This window comes from Duganella aceris (assembly GCF_011090165.1).
GTDB classification, from domain to species: domain Bacteria; phylum Pseudomonadota; class Gammaproteobacteria; order Burkholderiales; family Burkholderiaceae_D; genus Rugamonas; species Rugamonas aceris.
This window is the reverse complement of record NZ_JAADJT010000011.1, coordinates 22,663-43,607: the sequence shown is the minus strand read 5'-3', so window position 1 is coordinate 43,607 and position 20,945 is coordinate 22,663. Positions and strand designations below refer to the sequence as shown.

At 65.2% G+C, this 20,945-nt stretch carries 15 protein-coding genes; 8 read left to right on the top strand and 7 right to left on the bottom strand.

Annotated elements, in window-relative coordinates; translation table 11 throughout:
• The first annotated feature begins 6 nt into the window (after positions 1 to 6).
• The 5 genes from rhaS to GW587_RS22575 are packed head-to-tail and all read left to right on the top strand — an operon-like array spanning position 7 to position 5,900.
• Positions 7 to 993: a rhamnose ABC transporter substrate-binding protein gene (gene rhaS / locus GW587_RS22595; protein ID WP_229259597.1), complete on the top strand. Its 987-nt coding sequence runs from the start codon at positions 7 to 9 to the stop codon at positions 991 to 993.
• Positions 994 to 1,004: 11 nt separating this feature from the next.
• The gene (locus GW587_RS22590) at positions 1,005 to 2,522 is read left to right on the top strand and encodes a sugar ABC transporter ATP-binding protein (RefSeq protein WP_166106894.1); all 1,518 of its coding nucleotides are present in this window, start codon (positions 1,005 to 1,007) and stop codon (positions 2,520 to 2,522) included.
• Positions 2,519 to 3,514, top strand: coding sequence for an ABC transporter permease (locus tag GW587_RS22585; RefSeq protein ID WP_166106892.1), 996 nt, complete (start codon positions 2,519 to 2,521; stop codon positions 3,512 to 3,514). The genes GW587_RS22590 and GW587_RS22585 overlap by 4 nt, the downstream gene beginning before the upstream one ends.
• A gap of 14 nt (positions 3,515 to 3,528) precedes the next feature.
• Positions 3,529 to 4,533, top strand: coding sequence for an ABC transporter permease (locus tag GW587_RS22580; RefSeq protein ID WP_166106890.1), 1,005 nt, complete (start codon positions 3,529 to 3,531; stop codon positions 4,531 to 4,533).
• Between the two features lie 2 nt (positions 4,534 to 4,535).
• Positions 4,536 to 5,900, top strand: coding sequence for an FGGY-family carbohydrate kinase (locus GW587_RS22575; RefSeq protein WP_229259596.1), 1,365 nt, complete (start codon positions 4,536 to 4,538; stop codon positions 5,898 to 5,900).
• Positions 5,901 to 5,914: 14 nt separating this feature from the next.
• On the opposite strand, the gene GW587_RS22570 is transcribed toward GW587_RS22575, so the two are convergent.
• Positions 5,915 to 6,814: a LysR substrate-binding domain-containing protein gene (locus tag GW587_RS22570; RefSeq protein WP_166106887.1), complete on the bottom strand. Its 900-nt coding sequence runs from the start codon at positions 6,812 to 6,814 to the stop codon at positions 5,915 to 5,917.
• A 100-nt stretch (positions 6,815 to 6,914) separates the two neighbouring features.
• Between GW587_RS22570 and GW587_RS22565 the strand changes: the two genes are divergently transcribed.
• Entirely contained in the window at positions 6,915 to 8,099 is a 1,185-nt protein-coding gene (locus GW587_RS22565; RefSeq protein WP_166106885.1) for an MFS transporter, read from the top strand.
• Here GW587_RS22565 and GW587_RS22560 read toward each other — a convergent pair.
• Positions 8,039 to 9,010: a glycoside hydrolase family 43 protein gene (locus GW587_RS22560; protein ID WP_229259595.1), complete on the bottom strand. Its 972-nt coding sequence runs from the start codon at positions 9,008 to 9,010 to the stop codon at positions 8,039 to 8,041. The genes GW587_RS22565 and GW587_RS22560 overlap by 61 nt on opposite strands.
• A gap of 53 nt (positions 9,011 to 9,063) precedes the next feature.
• Positions 9,064 to 12,213 carry a TonB-dependent receptor gene (locus GW587_RS22555; RefSeq protein ID WP_166106882.1) on the bottom strand — a complete coding sequence of 1,050 codons (3,150 nt, stop codon included), beginning with the start codon at positions 12,211 to 12,213 and terminating at the stop codon, positions 9,064 to 9,066.
• Positions 12,214 to 12,396: 183 nt separating this feature from the next.
• Here GW587_RS22555 and GW587_RS22550 point away from each other — a divergent pair, with 183 nt between their 5' ends.
• Positions 12,397 to 14,064 carry an FAD-dependent oxidoreductase gene (locus tag GW587_RS22550; RefSeq protein WP_166106880.1) on the top strand — a complete coding sequence of 556 codons (1,668 nt, stop codon included), beginning with the start codon at positions 12,397 to 12,399 and terminating at the stop codon, positions 14,062 to 14,064.
• On the opposite strand, the gene GW587_RS22545 is transcribed toward GW587_RS22550, so the two are convergent.
• Together GW587_RS22545 and GW587_RS22540 are read right to left on the bottom strand one after the other, a co-directional pair.
• Positions 14,061 to 14,231 (bottom strand): hypothetical protein, encoded by a 171-nt coding sequence (locus GW587_RS22545; RefSeq protein WP_166106878.1) that lies wholly within the window; start codon positions 14,229 to 14,231, stop codon positions 14,061 to 14,063. The genes GW587_RS22550 and GW587_RS22545 overlap by 4 nt on opposite strands.
• Positions 14,228 to 15,400: a PepSY-associated TM helix domain-containing protein gene (locus GW587_RS22540; protein WP_166106877.1), complete on the bottom strand. Its 1,173-nt coding sequence runs from the start codon at positions 15,398 to 15,400 to the stop codon at positions 14,228 to 14,230. The genes GW587_RS22545 and GW587_RS22540 overlap by 4 nt, the downstream gene beginning before the upstream one ends.
• 127 nt (positions 15,401 to 15,527) lie before the next feature.
• On the opposite strand from GW587_RS22540, the gene GW587_RS22535 reads away from it, so the two are divergent.
• Positions 15,528 to 17,723 (top strand): TonB-dependent receptor, encoded by a 2,196-nt coding sequence (locus GW587_RS22535; RefSeq protein WP_166106875.1) that lies wholly within the window; start codon positions 15,528 to 15,530, stop codon positions 17,721 to 17,723.
• Positions 17,724 to 17,726: 3 nt separating this feature from the next.
• Here GW587_RS22535 and GW587_RS22530 read toward each other — a convergent pair whose 3' ends face one another.
• Positions 17,727 to 19,115 carry a DUF2799 domain-containing protein gene (locus GW587_RS22530; protein WP_166106873.1) on the bottom strand — a complete coding sequence of 463 codons (1,389 nt, stop codon included), beginning with the start codon at positions 19,113 to 19,115 and terminating at the stop codon, positions 17,727 to 17,729.
• Positions 19,116 to 19,157: 42 nt separating this feature from the next.
• Positions 19,158 to 20,945: a sensor domain-containing phosphodiesterase gene (locus GW587_RS22525; RefSeq protein WP_166106872.1), complete on the bottom strand. Its 1,788-nt coding sequence runs from the start codon at positions 20,943 to 20,945 to the stop codon at positions 19,158 to 19,160.

Here is a 20,945-nt window from a genome sequence, read left to right as displayed (position 1 = left end):
ATCGTATTGGCGGCCGTTGCCGCCGGCCTGCTCGCGACCGTCGTCGGCTGCAAAGAGAAGGAGCCTGAAAAGATCCGCATCGCCATGGTGGTGAAAAACCTCGGCAACGGCTTCTTCGACGCCGCCCACACCGGCGCGATGGACGCGGCGCGCGAGCTGAAGGACGTCGAAATCATCTACACCGGCCCCACCACGCCCAGCGCGGAAGGCCAGATCGAGATCATCAACTCGCTGATCAGCCAGAAGGTCAACGCCATCGTCATCTCGGCCAACGACCCGAACGCGCTGGTGCCGATCGCGAAGAAGGCGATGGCGCGCGGCATCAAGGTGATCTCGTTCGACAGCGGCCTGGCCAAGGAAGGCCGCTTGATGCAGCTGAATCCCTCCAACGCCGACTTGATCGGCTTGAAGCAGATCCAGATGGCGTCCGACGCCATCGGCGGCAAGGGCGAGATCGCGATCCTGTCGGCGTCGGCGCAGGCAACCAACCAGAATATCTGGATCGGCGTGATGAAGACCGTACTGGCCAAGCCGGAATTCAGCAATATGAAGCTGGTCGCCACGGTGTACGGCGACGACCAGTCGGACAAGAGCTACCGCGAAGCCATCGGCCTGTTGCGCAGCAATCCCAACCTGAAGGCGATCATCGCTCCGACCACGGTCGGCATCAACGCGGCCAGCAAGGCGGTGGTGGACGAGCACCTGGTCGGCAAGGTGTTCGTCACCGGCCTGGGACTGCCGTCCGAGATGGCCGGCCACGTCAAGAGCGGCGCGGTGCGCGAATTCGCGATCTGGAATCCGATCGACCTCGGTTACGCGGCGACCTATGCGGCGTATGACTTCGTCAAGGGCCAGTCTACCGCCAAACCGGGTGGCAGCGTCGCTGCGGGCCGCATGGGCAGCATCGCACTCGACGCCAATGGCGAGGGTGCGATGGCGCCGCCGTTCACTTACGACAAAGGGAACGTCGACAAGTTCTCCAAGATTTTCTGAGCCGGGGACTTATGCATAACAATACCAACCCGGTGCTGCAGCTGACCGGGATCTGCAAGCGCTTCGCCGGCATCGTCGCATTGAACAATGTGGCGCTGTCGGTGCGCGCGGGTGAAGTGATGGCGCTGATCGGCGAGAACGGCGCGGGCAAGTCGACGCTGGTCAAAACGCTGACCGGCATTTACCAGCCGGACCAGGGTTCCATCGAACTGGCCGGCCAGCCGGTGGTCTTCGCCAACGCGCAGGATGCGATGCGCGCAGGGATCACCGCCGTGCACCAGGAGACCGTGATGTTCGACGAGTTGACGGTGGCGGAGAATATCTACGTCGGCCGGCATCCATCCAAGGGCGCGCGCATCGATTGGGCACGCATAGAAGCGGAGGCGGAAAAGCTGTTCGCGCGGCTGGAGGTGACGCTGCCGGTGCGGGCGCGGGTCAAGGACCTGAGCGTGGCGCAGCGCCATTTCGTCGAGATCGCGCGGGCGCTGTCGCAGGACGCGAGGGTGGTGATCCTCGATGAGCCGACGGCCTCGCTGTCGCAGCGCGAGATTCATGAGCTGTACCGCATCATCGGCCAGCTGCGCGCGGCCGGCACGGCGATCATTTTCATTTCGCATAAATTCGACGAGATCTTCACGGTCGCGGACCGCTATACGGTGCTGCGCGACGGCCAGTTCATCGCCGAGGGCCGGATGGCCGATATCACCGAGCCGGAACTGGTGTCGCTGATGGTCGGCCGCACCGTCAAGCAGGCCTACCCCAAGGCCGACGTGACGCCGGGCGAAGTGCTGCTGGAGGTTAGCGGCTACAACCACCCGACGGAATTCAGCGATGTCAGCTTCACGCTGCGCCAGGGCGAGATACTGGGCTTCTATGGCCTGGTCGGCGCCGGGCGTTCGGAAGTGATGCAGGCGCTGTTCGGGCTCAGCTCCAGCGCCAACGGCACCATCAAGTTGGGCGGCAAGGAGATCATCATCTCGTCGCCGGCCGGCGCGATCCGCCAGGGCATCGCTTACGTGCCGGAAGACCGCCAGCACCAGGGCGCGCACCTGTCGCTGCCGATCATGCACAACATCACGCTGCCGGTACTGTCGCGGGTCGGCTTCTTCCTGCGCGGACGGCGCGCGCAGGAGCAGGCCATCGCGCGCCACTACGCGGAGCAACTGGAACTCAAGGCGACCCATCTGATGCAGAACGTGTCCGAACTCTCGGGCGGCAACCAGCAGAAGGTGGTGCTGGGCAAATGGCTGGCGACCAATCCCAAAGTAATCATTCTCGATGAGCCGACCAAGGGCATCGACATCGGCTCCAAGGCCGCCGTGCACCGCTTCATCGGCGAGCTGGTGGCCAAGGGCTTGTCGGTGATACTGGTCTCGTCCGAGCTGCCGGAGGTGATGGGCCTGGCCGATCGCATCGTCGTGATGCATCAGGGCCGCATCGAACATATCTACGACCGCGCCGACGCGACGCCGGAAAATATCGTCGCCGCCGCATCGGGCAGCGCGCCGCTGCTGGAGGAAGCCGCATGAAAGCACTGCTGAAATTGCGCGAGACGCAGCTGGCCTTGTGCACCGTGGCGCTGATCCTGCTGGTCGGCATGCGCGCGCCGGTGTTCGTCAGCGGCGCCAGCCTCGGCAACCTGCTCACCGACAGCACGCTGCTGATCATGCTGGCGTTGGCGCAGATGCTGGTGATCCTGACGCGCGGCGTCGACCTGTCGATGGCGTCCAGCCTGGCGCTGGCGGGTATGATGTCGGCGCTGCTGGCGTCGCGCTTCCCCGCCCTGCCGCTGATCGTCGTGATGCTGGCGGCGATGTCGATCGGACTGGTGCTGGGGCTGATCAACGGCTACCTGATCGGCTGCCTGGAACTGCCGCCCATCGTCGTCACGCTGGGCACCATGAGCGTGTATCGCGGGTTGGTGTTCGTGCTGTCCGGCGGCGCCTGGGTATCGTCGCACCAGATGCCGGCGGAGTTTGTCGCGTTCCCGTTGGCCCGGCTGCTGGGCGTCACGCATCTGGTGTGGATCGCCGGCGCGGCGGTGCTGGGGGCCTGGTATCTGGCGCGGCACACGCGCTTCGGCCGCGACCTGTACGCGATCGGCAACGAGCCGGCGTCGGCGCGCTACGTCGGCATCCCGATCGCCCGGCGGCTGCTGTGGACCTACGGCCTGGCCGGCGCGGTGTCCGGCTTGTGCGGCTACCTGTGGGTGGCGCGTTATGCGGTGGCCTACACCGAAATCGCCTACGGCTTTGAATTCACCGTGATCGCGGCCTGCGTCATCGGCGGCATCAGCATCGCCGGCGGCAGCGGCAGCGTGGCCGGCGCTGTATTGGGCGGCTTGTTCCTCGCCGTGATCGGCAACGCGCTGCCGGTGGTGAAGGTTTCGCCGTTCTGGCAAAGCGCGCTGACCGGGCTCGTGATCCTGACGGCGGTGATGATCAACGCCCGCAGCGGCAAGCAAAGCGGCCGGCAGATCCTGCCGCTGCACCTGAATAAAACATCCCGGAGCGCTGTTTGAATATGAGTACCATAATGTCCATCGAATCCGCACCGGCTTCACGCTACGTCATCGCCGACAAGCCGGGCTTTCGCGTCGTTGCGGCGCTCGGCCGCTGGGAAAGCCTGCTGGCCTTGTTGTTGCTGGCGGCGTTCGTCGCTAACAGCATCCTGCTGCCGACTTTCCTCGATCTCGACAACCTGGCCGACGGCACCTTCAACTTCAGCGAGAAGGCCTTGATAGCGCTGCCGATGGCGTTGCTGATCATTTGCCGCGAGATCGATATCTCGGTGTCCGGCATCCTGGCCTTGTCGTCGGTGGCGATCGGGCTGGCCAACGTCAACGGCATGCCGCCGGAGACGCTGCTGCCGATCGCACTGGCCACCGGCACGCTGTGCGGCTGCCTGAACGGCATCATGGTGACGCAATTCGGCTTGCCATCCATCGTGGTCACCATCGGTACGGTGTCGCTGTTCCGCGGCCTGGCCAGCGTGGTGCTGGGCGATCAGGCGTTCACCGGCTATCCGCAGCTGATGGCCGATTGGGGCCAGGGTTACTTCTTCGGCTTCGTCCCGCGCGAGTTCGTGGTGTTGCTGGCTTTTGCGGCGCTGTTCGCGGTGGTGCTGCACATGACGCGCGTCGGCCGGCGCATCTACGCCATCGGTAACAACCCGGTGGCGGCGCGGTTCTCGGGCATCCACGTGTCGCGCTACCGCATGATGCTGTTCATGCTGACCGGGGCCATGGCCGGCCTGGCCGGCTATCTGCTGACGGGCCGCATCGGCAGCACGCGGCCGAATATCGCGATGGGCTGGGAGCTGGAGGTGATCACCATGGTGATCCTCGGCGGCGTCAGCATCGCGGGCGGCGCGGGAACCATCGGCGGCGTGATGCTGGCGGTGCTGACGCTGGGGACCGTGACGTATGGCCTATCGCTGGCGAACATCCCAGGCATTTACATGACCATCGTGGTCGGCATCCTGCTGCTGGCGACAATCGCCCTGCCTCGCCTGCTGCGGGGCCGAAAGACTACGAAATGAGCATGCCGCAAGACGCAACCATCGTGCTCGACATCGGCAAGACCAACGTCAAGCTGGTGCTGGTCGATGCGGTCGGCGCGGTGCTGGCGGAGCGGCGCAGTCCGAACGAGATTCTGGACGATGGCCTGTATCCGCATCACGATACGGAGCGGATCTGGGACTGGATGCTGACGGCCATGAAGGAGTTCGCCGGCATGGCGCAGGTTGGCGCCATCGTGCCGGTCACGCATGGCGCCACCGCCGCGCTGGTCGATGACGATGGGCTGGTGCTGCCGGTGCTGGATTACGAGTATGAGTTGCCGGCGTCGCAGCAGGCGCATTATGCGGTGCAGCGGCCGCCCTACTCGGCGACTTATTCGCCGCAGTTGCCGGCGGGGTTGAACCTCGGCCGGCAGTTGGCCTGGCAGGCGCAGGCTTTTCCCAAGCAGTTCCGGCGCGCGCGGCATATCCTGATGTATCCGCAGTATTGGGCCTGGCGTCTGTCCGGCATCGCCGCCGGCGAGGTGACGTCGCTGGGCTGTCATACGGATTTGTGGCAGCCGTCGCGCCAGCAGTATTCGTCGCTGGTGGAGCGGATGGGATGGAGCCGGCTGTTTCCGGCGCTGCGGCCGGCATGGGCGCCGCTCAATGTGCTCAATCCGGAATTGGCGCAGTTGACCGGGCTGCCGGCGGATTGCCGGGTGCTGTGCGGCATCCACGACAGCAACGCCTCGCTGCTGCGGCACCTCGGCGCAGGCGCGGACGCGGCGTCGCCGGCGGTGCTGTCGACCGGCACCTGGGTGATCGCCGCAGCGCCGGGCATGCCGCTCGACGGCTTGCGCGAACAGGCGGACATGCTGGCCAACAGTAATGCGCTGGGCCAGGCGGTGGCTTGCATGCGCTTCATGGGCGGGCGCGAGTTCGCCGAACTGGCCGGCGCCGATGCACAGCCTTGCGGGATCGAGGATTTGCAAACGCTGATCGAGCAAAAGACGATGGCGCTGCCCTGCTTCTCCAACGCGGGCGGGCCGTTCGCGGGGCGGGCCGGTGCGGTGGTCGGCCCGGCGCCCGGCGGAGGGCTGCAACGGTATGCCCTGGCGACCTTGTACTGCGTTTTGATGAGCGACTACTGCCTGTCGGCGCTGGGGGTGTCGTCGGCCGTGGTGGTCGAGGGCAGCTTCACCGGTAATCCGTGGTTCGCGCCGCTGCTGGCGGCGTTGCGTCCGCAGCAGCAGATCGGCAGCACCGACGACGCCAGCGGCACCACTTGCGGCGCCTGGATGCTGCACCATTGGGGCCGCGCCCCGGCGGCACGCGGCAAGACGGCCGAGCCGCTGCAACTCGCGGGTCTCGCGGAATACCGCCAGCGTTGGCTGGATGCGCTGTAGGCGCTCCGGCGCGGTCAGATACGCAACGATGCCTCGAAGTGGGCGATCAGGCTTTGCACCTTCGGCGCGTGTTGCCTGCTACGCTGCCATACGATATGCAACGGCAGCCCCTGCGTCGCCAGACCCGGAAGTATCTGTATCAGACTGCCTTCCCGGATCTGCCGCTCCACCAGCCAGGTCGCCAGCTGCGCCACGCCCAGCCCCGCCTCCACGGCGGCGACTTGCGCCTCGGCCTGGCCAAGTACGATACGGCCTTCCACGTGCTGGCGCGCCAGTGGCGCATGGCCGTCCTTGATCAACCATGGGCTGGTGCTGCCGTCGGCCCGTCCGTAGAGGATGGCAGCGTGCTTCAACAGCGCCTTCAATGACTTGGGCCGGCCATGCGTCGCCAGATAATCAGGAGATGCGCAGAAGATCAGCTCCTCGTGCCCGAGGTATTTGTAGTCCACCGATGCCGGCCAGGTATCGGCGCCGCCTATCCTGACCACGACGTCCAATCCATCCTCCACCAGATCGACAAACCGGTCGGTGAACGATATGTGCGGCATGACCTGCTTGTGCTGCTCGGCGAACGCCAGCAGCGCCGGCAGCGCGCGCATGCGGCCGTAGGTCGCGGGCAGATCGACCCGAAGCCGGCCCGAGGGAACCGGCAGCTCCGCCGCCAGCGCGCGCTCCGCAACTTCCAGCTCCTCCAGCACGCGCACGCAGACTTTATGGAAGGCGTCGCCGGCGTCGGTCATTTCCAGACGCCGCGTGGTGCGGTCGAACAGCTGCTTCTCCAGCCTTTCCTCCAGGCGCGCGATCGCTTTTCCGACCGCCGAATTGGTGAGGTTGAGCCGCTCGGCGGCGGCCGTGAAACTGCCCGCATCCGCCACAGCGACGAAAGTCTCCAATCCCTTCAAACGCTCGCTCATGGCCGGCTTTCTGGAATAATTTTCCGCAATGATCTGGAAATCTTATCCAACATAAGAAATTCCATCCCTTATATGATGGCTGATTTTTCGGGTCAGCACAATGTCCACCATCATTCTCGCCATCGCGGCGTTCGTCATCGTCACCACGGAGTTTCTGATCGTCGGCTTGCTGCCGGCGCTGGCGCGCGATCTCTCCGTACCGATCGCCACCGCCGGCCAGCTGGTGACCCTGTTCGCCGTGGTGGTCATGCTGTTCGGTCCCGTCCTGACCGCGTGGCTCGCCAACGTCGACCGCAAACGGCTGTTCGTCGCCATCCTGATGCTGTTCGCGGCGTCCAACGCGGTGGCGGCTGCGGCATCGAACTTCTGGATACTTGCGCTGGCGCGATTGGTGCCGGCCCTGGCGCTGCCGGTGTTCTGGGGTACAGCCAGCGAAACCGCCGCCGATATCGCCGGGCCGGGCAAGAGCGGCCGCGCCGTCTCCACCGTTTATCTCGGCATTTCCGCCGCCATGCTGTTCGGTATTCCGCTTGGCACGCTGGCATCCGATGCCATCGGCTGGCGCGGCGCCTTCGCCCTGCTGGCGGCGCTGTCGATGGTGACCGCGATCCTGATCTACTTCGTCATGCCGGCGGTGCGGCCGTCCAAGCCTGTAGCGATGCGCGAGCAGGCCCGCATACTCAAGAGGCCTATCTTCCTGGCCAACGTGGCGCTGTCGGTGCTGGTGTTCACCGCCATGTTCACCGGCTATACCTATCTGGCGGAGATGCTGGAGAAATCGGCCGGCATCGCGCCGGCGCTGGTGGGCTGGTGGCTGATGGGCTTCGGCGCCGTCGGCCTGGCCGGCAATTGGCTCGGCGGCCGCTGGGTCGACCACAAGCCGCTCGCCACCACAGCCCTGTTCTGCGCGGTGCTGGCCGTGGGGATGGCGGCGACCATGGCGCTGGCCGGCTCGATGTGGTTCGCCGTCGCGTTGGCTGTCTGGGGCATCGCCAACACCGCGCTGTATCCGGTATGTCAGATCCGTGTGATGAAGGCGGCTTCCGAGGCGCAGGCGCTGGCCGGCACGATCAACGTCTCCGCCGCCAACGGCGGCATCGCGCTCGGCGCGGTGATCGGTGGCCTCAGCATCTCGGCCTGGGGCGCCGGGAATATCGGCTATGTGTCCGGCGCCATCGCGGTGCTTGCGCTCCTGGCGGCGCCGTTGGTGGCGGGCTTGTCGCGTCAGTCCGCGACCGGTACACCGAAGTCCGGCGTGCCGTCCGCGCGCCAGCGCAGCGCCTGAGCGCGCGTGTGCCGGTTCTGGTCCTTGAGCGGATCGCCGACAATGTCGCGGTAATTCCGCGCATGGTAGACCAGGATGTCGGTCTTGCCGTCCGGCGTGGTGGTGAAGGAGTTATGTCCCGGCCCATATTGGCCGTTCGCCGCGCTGCTGGCAAACACCGGCGTGGGCGACTTGCTCCATGATCCGGCGTTCAGCAGATCGCTGCCGACCGGCGCGGTCAGCAGGCCGAGGCAATAGTTGGCGTCCGTGGCGCTGGCCGAATAGGTCATGAACACGCGGCCGTTCCTGACCAGCACCGCGGGCGCCTCGTTCACCTCGTACTTGACCTTCTCCCATGCGTACTCAGGCCGCGACAGCAAGACCGGCGGACCTTTGATCGACAGCGGCGACTCCATCTGCGCCATATAGATATTGGTCGCGTGCGCGGTGGCCTCGGGCGCGCGCTGGGTCCAGACCAGATAGCGCTTGCCATCCAGTGCGAAGGTGGTGGCGTCCAGCGAGAAGGATTCCCAGCCGGTCTTCAGCTGGCCGCGTTCTATCCATTCGCCTTCCAGCGGATTCGGCGAACTGTTTTCCAGCACGTAGAGGCGGATCTCCCAGATCGCGTCGGCTCGGCCGGCGGTAAAGTAGATATACCATTTGCCGTCGATGTAATGCATCTCCGGCGCCCAGATGTGGGCGCCCATCTCGCCGCTGGCATGCTTGCGCCAGGCGACATGCGCGTCGGCCGCGCCCAGGTCGTTGAGCGAGCGCGCGCGGCGCAGTTCGATGCGGTCGTATTCCGGCGCCGTCGCCGTGTAATAGTAATAGCCGTCGCTGTGCAGCGTGACTTGCGGGTCGGCGCGTTGCTTCACCAACGGGTTGTTGAATCGCGGCTCCGCCGCCTGCGCAAACGACAAAGCAGCGGCCATCAAGGCCGCCGCTTTCAGTCCACGCGCACAAAACGCTTGCGCCATGCCCGTCCTTAGTTTTTAACCGATACAGTAAAGAAGTAACGACGTCCGGACCAAGCCACCTCGTTGACGCGGAACAGATCACCCGCATCGGTGGTCTGCGCCTGGTCGGTCAGGTTCTTGCCTTCGATCGAAATCGTGACGTTGTCATTGTAGCGATACTGGAACTTGGCGTCGAGGAAGCCGGTCTTCTCCTGGAAGTTTGGATTGCCCGAGACGTCGTTGGCGCCGGTGTAGAAGCGGTCGCGGTAGTTGTAGGCCAAGCGTGCATTGACTTTGCCCAGGTCGTACCACAGCCCCAGGTTATAGCTATTGCGCGACAGTCCTGGATACGACAGCACCGTCCCGTCCAGCGAGTTGAGACGCTCGTAACCCTTGGCGTACTTGTAGCTCATGCGGGTGTAGTTGGCGTCGCCGCCGAAGCCACTCAGCCAGCCGGGCAGGAAGGTGAACGCGGTACGCGCGGTCAGCTCGATGCCCTTGGTGGTGGCGCCCTGCGCGTTGATCGCCTGGGTCACGTCGAACAACTGACCGTTCTTGAACAGGTCCACGCCCTTGACCAGTTGCTTCTCCAGGATGTAGCTGTCGATCTTCTTGTTGAACAGACCGACGCTGAGCTGGCTGTCCGCGCTTGGGTAGTATTCGAAGCTGAGGTCCGTGTTCGTGGCGCGGAACGGCTTCAGGTTCGGATTGCCGGCGGTGCAGTCATCCTGCCCATCGCCGCCGAACTGCGCCAGGCCGCTGCCCTGGACGCAGGCGGCGCCAGGCACCAGCAGGTCGATGCTCGGCCGCGACATCACCTTCGACAGGCCGTAGCGCACCATGAACTTCTCCGGTGTCACCCAGAACATCGCGTTCAGGCTAGGCAGATAGTCGTGATAGGTATTGTCGACACTGGTGATGGTGGTGCCGATGACACGATCGACAAAGGCCGAGCTGCCCGGCGAGGTGGCCTGGCGGACCGAATACTTGAAGGCGCCGGTGGACTTGTCGCGCGTGCCGGTATAGCGCACGCCGATGTTACCCCACAGCTGATGGCCATACAGGTCGGTGTCCCAGTCCACGCGCGCGTAGCCGGAGCGGATGGTCTCGTCGACCTTGAAGGTCGGGATCTGCGGATACATCTTGCCGTCGCTGCCCGGCGCGTTGTAGACGTTGCCGAAATTGAAGTGCGAGGTGTCGAAGAACTGCGTCGCCTGGCCGTACACGGGCGTCATCCAGCTGGTCGGGATGTTGCTGATCTTGTCGTAGCCGCTGAAGAAGGTGCCGGGCGAGCGGCCGCGCACCGCGTCCACCAGCGCCGCCATCTGCGCCGCGCTGACGTACTTGCCGCCGTAATTGGCGTTCAGGAAGCTGAAGGTATCGGGCGGGCGCGGCGTGGAGCCGGTGTACAGCGGGTCGTAGACGATGGTCTGATTGACGTTGGCCGTGGTGACGTTGACGTCGTCGGCGGTGCTGATCAGGTCCGCGCCGTTGCTGGCCAAATAGCCGCCGCCGTCGTAGCGCTGCGCAGCCGCCTTGCGTCCCTGCACGCCGAACCACACCTTGCTGAAGAACGGCGTGTCGAGGCGATATTTGAAGTCCAGTTTCAGCTGGTCTTCCTTGTTCTTCGCTTCATACGGGCGGTATTGCAGCTGCGCCTGGACGTAGGAGCTGCTCTTCTCCGGATCGTAGGCGGCCGGGAAGTCGAAATGCGGCAGGCCTTGCGAATCCAGCGTTACTTTCAAGCCGGGAGCGTTCTGGGTCAGGATGACGCTGTTGGTTTCGTTGTGATAGGTCGAGCGCGAGGTGCCGCCGAGGCCTTCCACTTCCAGCGCGCCATTCTTGTACGAGAAGCCGGTGGTGGTGTAGTTGGAATCGACCTTCAGCGCGAAGTCGCGCGCCGAGGTGCTGAAAGCGCCCTGCCCGCCCAGGCCTGTCGCGTTCAGGCAGTTGCCGACCGTGTACTGGGTCACGTAATGGTTCTTGACCACCATGCCGGCCGGCGTCACGCCGGTGGGCACGGTGGCGCAGGTGCCGCCGCTCGGCACGCCCGTCGCGCTATAGGTCGGCGCGTTGCCGGCGTTGGCAAGGCGCGTGTCGGCGCCCAGGTCGGTGCCGTAATTGCGGTCGTTCAGGCGCTGGTCCTGACGATTGCCCTGGTAGCTGACGTAGGCTTTCAGCTCGTTGCTGAATTTGTACTGCGCCGTGAGCTCCGCCGACGAACGTTTGTGGTCGCGGGTCCAGATGCCGTAGCGCGAGATACCCGGCGAGTAATCCGACCACTGGCTGGAACACGCGGTTTTTTGCGCGGCCGTCAGCGCGGCGGTGGAGCAGCCGGCGGCCGAGGACACCGCCGCCACCGCAGGATCGGTGCTGACCACGGTCTTGTCGGGCGACATATCCCAGTCGCGCAGAAAGCGCCACGAGGTGTTGCGGGCGTAGTCGTTGCGGGTGAAGACCTTGTCGTAGACGATGTTGGCCATCAGGCCGAGGCGGCCGTCCATGAACTGGTCTGCGATCAGCAGGCTGCCGCGCGGCTGCACGCCGCCACGGCTCGACGCCTGCTCGCCGGCCAGCGTGGTGGCGATGGTGAACTTCTTGAAATCGAGCGGCTTGCGGGTGGTGATCACTACGGTGCCGCCGACGCCGCCCTCGGTCAGGTCGGCGGTGCTGCCCTTGTAGACGTCGATCGACGAGATCAGCTCCGAGGCCAGCTCGCGCAGTTCGGCGCCGCGTCCCGCCGTGCCGTTGGAGGCCAGGATCGACATGCCGTTGACTTCAACGCGGTTCAGATTGGGCTCGACGCCGCGTATCGACACTTGCGTGCCTTCGCCGAAATCGCGCGTCAGCTGCACGCCGGTGATGCGCGACAGCGCCTCGCCCACGTTCTTGTCCGGGAATTGGTTGATGTCTTCGGCCACCAGCGAATCGGAAACGGTGGAGTTGCGGATTTTGCGGTCGATGGCGGAGGCCACCGATTTGCGCGTGCCGACCACGGTGACGACGGTCTCCGGCTTCACATCGTCCGGCGCGCGCTGCGCCGCCGGCGCGGAGCTGGCGGCCTGCTGCGCCATGGCGCCGTTCGCGGCCAGTAAGGATGCGATCGCGGAGGCGACGGCCGCCGCCATGACGCGTCGGCCACTGCGGCCGGATGAGGATTGAGTCAAATGCTTGATCATTGATGGTCTCCCTTGTCTCGGCCTTTGATTGGCCGGTGTTTTATAGTCAGCTTGTGGTCGCATTCTATGTTCGCGCTGCGCGAAAAAAACGCCGTCCGATCAAAGAATCACAATGATGAGCGGCGCCCGCCTACCTCGTTTGAGATCTGGCAGTGCAACATCATTCCGCGTTAGACTGGCACCATGGCCATCTACGACACCTTCAAATCGCGCGCCGCCCAGGCGCTTCCGCAACTGACATCCGCCGAGATCAAGCGCATGCAGCGCTTCGGCGCCATGGCCTGCTTCCGCGACGGCGAGCGGCTGTTCGAGGCCGGACGCACCAGCTTCGGGCTGTACGTCGTGATCAAGGGCGTGATCCGCATCAGCCGCTACGACGGACTGGGTAACACCTCGGTCATCACCGAGCATGTGGCGGGCGAATTCGCCGGCGAGATCAGCCAGTTCTCCGGCGCGCCGTCGCTGGTCAACGGCCACGCGGTCGGCGAGGTCGAGGTGCTGGCGCTGACCACCGAGGCCTTGCGCTCGCTGCTGATGGCCGAGGCGGAACTGGGCGAGCGCATCGTGCGCGCCTTCATCCTGCGCCGGCTGGAACTGATCGAGAGCAAAGCCTGCGGCCTGGTGCTGGTGGCGACGCCGGGCCATCCGCGCATGCATGCGCTGCAGGGCTGGTTGACCAGCAACGGCCATCCGCACAAGGTGCTCGATCCGCGCGCGGACGAACAGGCGCGCGCGCTGTGCGCGCATTACCAGCCGACGGCCGAGGATTGGACGCTGGTGGTGTGCCCGGACGGCTGCGTCAAGAAAAATCCGTCGGTGGTCGAAATCGGCCGCTGCCTCGGCACGCTGCCGGAGATGGAAGACGACAAGCTGTGGGACGTGATCGTGGTCGGCGCCGGGCCGGCCGGCCTGGCGACGGCGGTGTATGCGGCGTCGGAAGGCTTGTCGGTGCTGGCGCTGGAGACGCGCGCCTACGGCGGTCAGGCGGCGGCCAGCGCGCGCATCGAGAACTATCTGGGCTTCCCGACCGGCATATCGGGCGGCGCGCTGGCCGGCCGCGCTTATGTGCAGTCGCAAAAATTCGGCGTCAAGATGGCGATTCCGGCGCCCGCCGGCCGGTTGTTGTGCGATCAGAATCCGCTACAGGTCGAGATGTGTGGCAGCCTGACGCGCCTGCGCGCACGCGCCGTGGTGCTGTCGTGCGGCGCGCGCTATCGCCGGCCGTCGCTGGCCAACCTGAAGCAGTTCGAGGGTAAAGGCGTGTACTACTGGGCCTCGCCGCTGGAGGCCGGCCTGTGCGCCAGCGAGGAAGTGATACTGGTCGGCGGCGGTAATTCGGCCGGCCAGGCGGCGGTGTACCTGGCGAGCCACGCCGCCAAGGTGCATCTGCTGATCCGCAAGGACAGCCTGGCGTCGACCATGTCCAGCTACCTGATCGAACGGATCGCGGCGACGCCGAATATCGAACTGCATACGCAGTCGGAGATCGTGGCGCTGGAGGGCTGCGACGAGGAAGGCCTGCAACAGGTGCGGGTGCGCGACAACCGGGCCGGCACGGAACGCGACTACGACACCTGCCGCGTATTCCTGTTCATCGGCGCCGATCCCAACACCGGATGGCTGGGCGATTGCGGCGTCGAGGTCGACGGCAAGGGGTTCATTCTGACCGGCCTGGATGCGGCGGGCGGCGCGCCAACCACGCGCTCGGGCCTGGAAACCACCGTGCCGGGCGTGTTCGCCATCGGCGACGTGCGCGCGAATTCAACCAAGCGCGTGGCCGCCGCCGTGGGCGAAGGCGCGGCGGTGGTGGCGCAGATCCATGCCTACCTGGCGCGCCGGCCGGTTGTTTAAGATTTTCGACGCAGGCCGTACCAGAGGCAGCACAGTACCGGTACACCCAGCGTAACGGCCGACAGCGCGTCCCACACACCATCGCCTATCAGCGCGGACAGCAGGCCGATGATCGTCAGGATCGCCAGCAGGGTGGGCGCGCCCCACATGCGCAGGAATGGACTCATCGCGCCTCTCCCTCGGTGGCGTAGGCCGGCACGGTGCGGCCGTCCGCTTCGGCTTCGGCGCCCTTCTTCTCGGTCGCCTTGGCCTGGGCGCCGCGCTTCAGCCACAGATACAGGCCGCTGCCCAGCACGAAGATGGTGGCGATATCCAGCATCGCCCACAGGAACTGCAGCCATCCGCCGCCGTAGTCACCGAAGTGCAGCGGCTGCGAAATCAGCAGCGCCTTCAGATACCACGGCAGCTCGCGGCTTTCGGTGATCTCGCTGGTCTGGGCGTCGATCAGCACCGGCTTGTACATGCGCGAGGTCAGCGCCGAATCGCCGTTCATGAAAACGCCGTAATGGTGCGGACTGCTGAACGGCGTGCCCGGGAAGGCGACGAAGGCGACCTTCATGTGCGGTTCGGCGGCGCGGGCGTTGTCGATCGCCTTCTGCATCGATCCCATGACGGTCGGCAGCGGCAGGTTCTTGTACGGCGCGACCATCTCGGCCATCTCGGTGTACTGCCAGTATTTGAGCAGCATGTCGGCCCAGGTGTTGATCATGCCGGTGGCCCCGACCACCAGCGCCCAGGTCAGCGTGACGATGCCGAGCATATTATGCAGGTCCAGCCACTTGACGCGCGGACCGCGCTCGCGCCGCACTTCGCCGAACTCCAGCTTGCGCATGAATGGCGAGTACAGCACCACGCCGGAGACGATCGCGATCACCAGCAGCAGGCCCATGAAACCGAGGAACAATTTGCCCCACAAGCCGGCGTACAGGTCGACGTGCAGGTGGAACATGACGCCGAGGAAGGTGCCCTCGAACGCGGGCTGCGCCAGCACCTTGGCGGTGCGGGCGTCGACCGCGATCGACTTGAAACCCTCGTCGGTCGGGTTGTCGCCCAGGGTCACATTCCAGATATTCGGCTCGTCCGCCTCCTGCGAAATGTACATCGGTATTTTGCCCGGATACAGCGCCTTGCCGGCGGCGAGCACGGTGTCCACGCTGGCCTTCGGCGTGCCGGGCGTCATCACCGGCGCTTCGGCTTCATTGCCCAGCAGGTGGTTGATCTCATGGTGGTAGATCAGCGGCAGCCCGGTGACGCAGAGCAGCAGCATGAAGACGGTGCAGATCAGGCTGGACCATTTGTGGATCCAGGCCCAGCGGCGGACGGTGATGGGAGTCATGGGGAAGTGTTAGTTACGGCTACTGGAATCGACATGATAATGCAAATCACTCTCATTTAATAGCTAAAACCATGTAATCGAGATACAATTGAGAATCAATCTCATTTAGTTAATAAAAATATATATCATGCAAACCCTGAACCTGAAATTGTCCCCGCTTGCCCTCGCCGCCATGCTGCTGGCCAGCGCGACCGCACACGCGCAAGACAGCGCCACCACTACCGTCGCCGATGCGGGCGACGCCAAAATTCAGACCGTCGTGGTCAGCGCCTCCGCCGACGCTTCGGCCGACGGCCTGCCGAAATCCTTCGCCGGCGGCCAGGTCGCGCGCGGCGGCCGCCTCGGCCTGCTGGGCAATGTGGACATGATGGAGACGCCGTTCAACACGTTGAACTTCACGCAGCAAGTCATCCAGGACCAGCAGGCGCGCAGCGTGGCCGACGTGCTGCAGAACGATCCGTCGGTGCGCGTCGCGCGCGGCTTCGGCAACTATCAGGAGCTGTATGTGATCCGCGGCTTCGCGGTCAACTCGGACGACCTGGCCTACAATGGCCTGTACGGCCTGCTGCCGCGCCAGTTCGTGGCGTCGGAACTGCTGGAGCGCGTGGAAGTCTTCCGTGGCGCGAACTCCTTCATCAACGGCGCGGCGCCGGGCGGCGGCGGCATCGGCGGCACCATCAACCTGCTGCCTAAACGGGCCGGCAACAACGACCTGACCCAGCTGACGGTCGGCACCGAGACGGGCGGCCAGGGTTATGCCGCCGTGGACATCGGCCGCCGCTTCGGCGCCGACGGCAACACCGGCATCCGCGTCAACGCGGTGCGCCGCGACGGCGACACCTCGGTCGACCGCGAAAAGCGTGAACTGACGGTGGCGTCCATCGGCGTCGACTTCCAGTCGCGCGACTTCCGCCTGTCCGCCGACGTCGGCCACCAGGAACACAAGCTGAAGGCCGCGCGTCCGAGCGTGACCGTGGCCGGCGGCATCGCCCTGCCGGAGGCGCCTGAATCGGACAGCAACTTCGCGCAGAAGTGGACCCACTCCAACGAGCGCGATACTTTCGGCACGCTGCGCGGCGAGTACGACCTGGCCAAGGACAGCGTGGTCTGGGCCGCGCTGGGCGCGCGCTCGGGCGACGAATCGAACATCCTGGCCGCGCCGACCGTCAGCAGCAGTAACGGCGACGCCAGCATGTACCGCTTCGACAACGAGCGTCACGACAACGTGCGCACCGGCGAGATCGGCATCCGCGCCAAGGTGCGCACCGGCGCCATCGGCCATAGCCTGAGCGCCACCGCCTCCACTTACTGGCAGGAGTCGCGCAACGCCTACGCCTTCAGTAACTTCGCAGGCTTCGCCACCAACATCTTCCGTCCGGTCGATGTGGCGGCGCCGGCCACCGACTTCTTCACCGGCGGCGTGTTGAGCAATCCTAAGCTGACCAGCAAGACCATCCTGTCCAGCTACGCCGTGGCCGACATGATGTCGCTGATGGATGACAAGCTGCTGATCACCGTCGGCGCGCGCAACCAGACCATCAAGTCCGACAGCTACGACTACAACACCACCGCCACGCTGTCGCACTACGACGAGAGCAAGGTAACGCCGGTGGCCGGCATTGTCTACCGCCCGGTCAAGTCGGTGTCGCTGTACGCGAACTACATCGAAGGCCTGCAGCAAGGCCCTACCGCTTCCGGCACCGCGATCGACAATATCGGCGAAACCTTCGCACCGTATGTCTCGCGCCAGAAGGAAATCGGCGTCAAGTACGATCACGGCAACGTCGGCGCCAGCGCCGCGTTGTTCAGCGTGGACCAGCCGTCGGCGTATGTGGTCAACAACCACTTCGGCGTGTTCGGCGAACAGCGCAACAAGGGCCTGGAACTGACCGTGTTCGGCGTGCCGACGCGCGGCTTGCGCGTGCTGGGCGGCCTGACGCTGCTCGATGCCAAACAGCGCATCACCGCCGGCGGCGTCAACCAGGGCAAGGATGTCATCGGAACGCCGGATACGCAGCTGAACATCGGCGCGGAATGGGATGTGCCGGGTGTGCGCGGCTTGAACCTGAACGCGCGCGTGCTTTACACCGCGTCGCAATACGCGGACGGCGCCAACACGCAGGAACTGCCGTCGTGGAACCGCCTCGACCTCGGCGCCAACTACATGACCCGCATCCTGGACCGCAACGTGACCTTCCGCGCGCGGATCGACAACGTCGCCGACAAGAACTACTGGGCTTCGGCCGGCGGCTACCCGGGCTCGGGTTACTTGGTGCTGGGCGCGCCGCGCACCGTCACTGTATCGGCGACGGTGGACTTCTAAGCTTCAATAGATCTCGCGGCGCAGGCGCTGCATCTGCTGCTCGTGACGATCCGCCCAACGGCGGGCGTCATCGAGCTGGCGCTCCAGCCGCTGGATGTAGTCGATCAGCTCGCGCCGGTCCTGTTCGCGGCGCCGGTCCTGCTTCTTGGTTTCCTCATTCACCGCGCGATCCTTGGCATCGAGGTTGGCGCGGATCTCCCTTTCCAGACGTCCCAGACGATTGCGTCCATCGCGCACGCGGTCGAACAATTCGTTGACATCGCTCACCGCCTGGCGGTACTTGAGCGCTGTGATCTCGTAATCCTGCCCGCTGACGTAAGCGTGCTTCAACTGGTTGCGCAACTCGGCGCGGCAGACGTCGACCGCGATGCCGCTGTTGGCGCGGCCCATTTCAAAGGCGTTCTCCGGCACGCAGTAGCGGGCGTTCTGTTCCTGCCATGCGGCGGTGTACAGGTCGCGCGTGGCGGCGATGGTGAACACACCGTTGCGGCCGGCGTTGGCGATGCGGTCCTCCAGCAGGAAGGGTTTGCCGAAGCCGTCGTCGGCGCCGGCCTGGCGCCAGTAGTCCGCTAGCCGCGTTTCCCATGCCTGGCGGTAGTCCTGCTCGTAGACCTTCAAGCCCTTCTGGCGCGCCTCCTTGTTCCGCATCGCGAAGTCCTTGCCGCTGACCGCGTCCTGCGTGCCGAGGTTGCGCCAGTAGTTGACGATCTCGCCGTTCCATGCCGCGCGGTAGGCTTCTTCCTGCACCTGTACGCCTGCGTCGCGCGCGGCGGCGGCCCGGTTGCGGAACTCGCTGTCCGGCGTACCGTTGCGGGCGTCGGTATAGCCGGCGTCCGACCAGAAGGTGCGGTTGCCGGCGTGCCAGCCGTTCGAGTAGGCTTCGTCGTCGAAGCGCAGCGGGATGGCGGCGGCCTTGCCACGGCTGGCCTCCTTCTGCGTCAGCGGCAGGCCGGCGATGCCGTCGCGGTTGCCGATGTCCTTCCAGTATTCCGAATTACCGAAGGCCCAGCCGGCATCGTAGGCCGGGCGGTTCAGCGGTGTCTTGTGCTTGCGGACTTCCTCGGTGGCGGCGTGCTTGTCGTACTGCGCTTGCTGCCCCTGCCGGCCATCGATGCTGCCCAGCGCATGCCATGCGTCCCAATTGCCCTGCGCCCAGCCGGCCAGGTAGCGCGCCGACGAATCCGAGGCGGCCGGCGTCCTGGCGTCGGCATGGTCGTCGCAGAAGTCCTTGCGGTCGGCGTAACTTGGCGGCTCGCCCAGCAAACCGTCCTTGTGTCCGATGGCGTTCCAGTCGCCGACCTTGCAGTCGGCGATGCGCTGCATCGTGGACTGGCACCCCGCAAGCAAGGCGGAGGCCAGTATCAAGGGAAGGAGGCGAACGGCAGTTTTCATCGTGGCGGCAGTGAGTTTCGGCCGCCAGATTATAGTGCTGTTTCAGGCCGTCGCCGCCATCTCGCGGTGACGGATCGCATGATCCAGGAAATCGCTGGCTGTCAGCGGCTTGGCGAAGTGATAGCCCTGGGCGATGTGGCAGCCCCAGTCGCGGATCAGGTCCAGCGATTGCTCGGTCTCCACGCCTTCCGCCACCACCTGGTAATCCAGCTCCTTGGCCAGCGCGATCAGCGAGCGTACGATGCGTTGGTCGCGCGGGCTGTTGTGGACATTGCGGATCAGCGATTGGTCGACCTTGACCACAGTGGCCGGCACCTTTTGCAGATAGGCGAAGTTGCTGTAGCCGGTGCCGAAATCGTCCAGCGCGAGACTCATGCCCAGATCGCGGATGCCGTGCAGCGCCTTCAGGATGCCGGGGCCTTCCATCCAGATGCCTTCGGTGCATTCGATCTCGACGTAGCGCGGATCGACGGCGAACTCCTTGCACAGCGCGGCAAGGCGCTCGACGATGTCGGGCTCTTCGAAATTGTAGGCCGAAAGATTGATCGCCACCTTGATCCGGTTGCCGGCCGCGTGCCACTCGCCGACCTGCTTGATCGCGGTGCGCATCACCCAATGGGTCAAGGGGCCGATCAGCGCGGTCTTCTCGACCAGCGGGATGAATTCCGCCGGCGAGATCGGCCCCAGCTCGGCGTGGTGCCAGCGCAGCAGCGCTTCGGCCGACATGCTTTGGCCGCTGGCCAGGTCGTGCTTGGGCTGGTACAGCAGCTGGAAGTGGCCGCCGGCGATGCCCTCGCCCACGTCGTTCAGCAAACGGAAGGCGCGCTTCTGGCGCTCGTCCTCGGCGTTGTTGTAGACGCTCCAGCGCTGCTGGCTGATCAGCGCCTGGTTGACCGCCGCAGCGGCCTTGCGCGGCGCGTCCTTGGCGGCGCCGGGACAGAGGTCGAACTCCACGATGCCGCAGAAGGTCGTCAGGCTGAGCGGCACATTGCGGTCGTGCAGCGGCGCCTGCAATTCCTGCTCGACGCTGTACAGGTAGTCGATGAAGCCCTGGTTGTCGCCGTCCCTGGAGAGGATGGCGAAACGCGCGTCGGTCAGGTGGTAGACCTGCGCCCTGCCGGCGAACAGCCGCGTAAGCCGCTCGCCCGCCTCGCGCACCAGGCCGTCGTAGACGGTGGCGCCCAGCACGCGCACGATTTCGAAGGCCTTGGCCGCATCCGGCATGTCGATGTCGGCCAGCACACGGTCCTCGCCGGGATGGTTCTTGGCCAGCGTGGTCAAGTCCTCGAACAGCTGATATTTGTTCGGCATGCCGCTGACCGCGTCGACGTGACCGACGGCCCGGCCCAGCATGATGTGGGCCATCACCAGTCCGGCCAGGTTGGTCAGCTTGTCCTTTTCGGCGGCGTTCAGCGTGCGCGGCTTGGTATCGACCACGCATAGCGCGCCGATGGCGTAACCGTCGGGCGTCAGCAGCGGCGCGCCGGCATAGAATCGAACCGCCGTCGGACCGGTGACGATGGGATTGTCGGCGAAGCGCGGATCGAGCAGCGTGTCCTCGATCATCAACACACTGCCCTGCTGGATGGTGTAGTTGCAGAAGGTCTCGTCGCGCTGCATGCTGCCCGGCGCGCAGAAACCCGCCACCGATTTGAACCACTGGCGGTCGGCGTCGATCAGCGAGACGTAACAACCGCTGACGCCGAACATGTCGGCCGCCAGGCGTGTGATCGAATCGAAGTACTCGCTACCGTTGGTGTTCAGGACGCCCAGCTGCTGCAGCGCCGCGACGCGTTCCGATTCCGTATTTTTCAGCAAAATCTCCTGCAT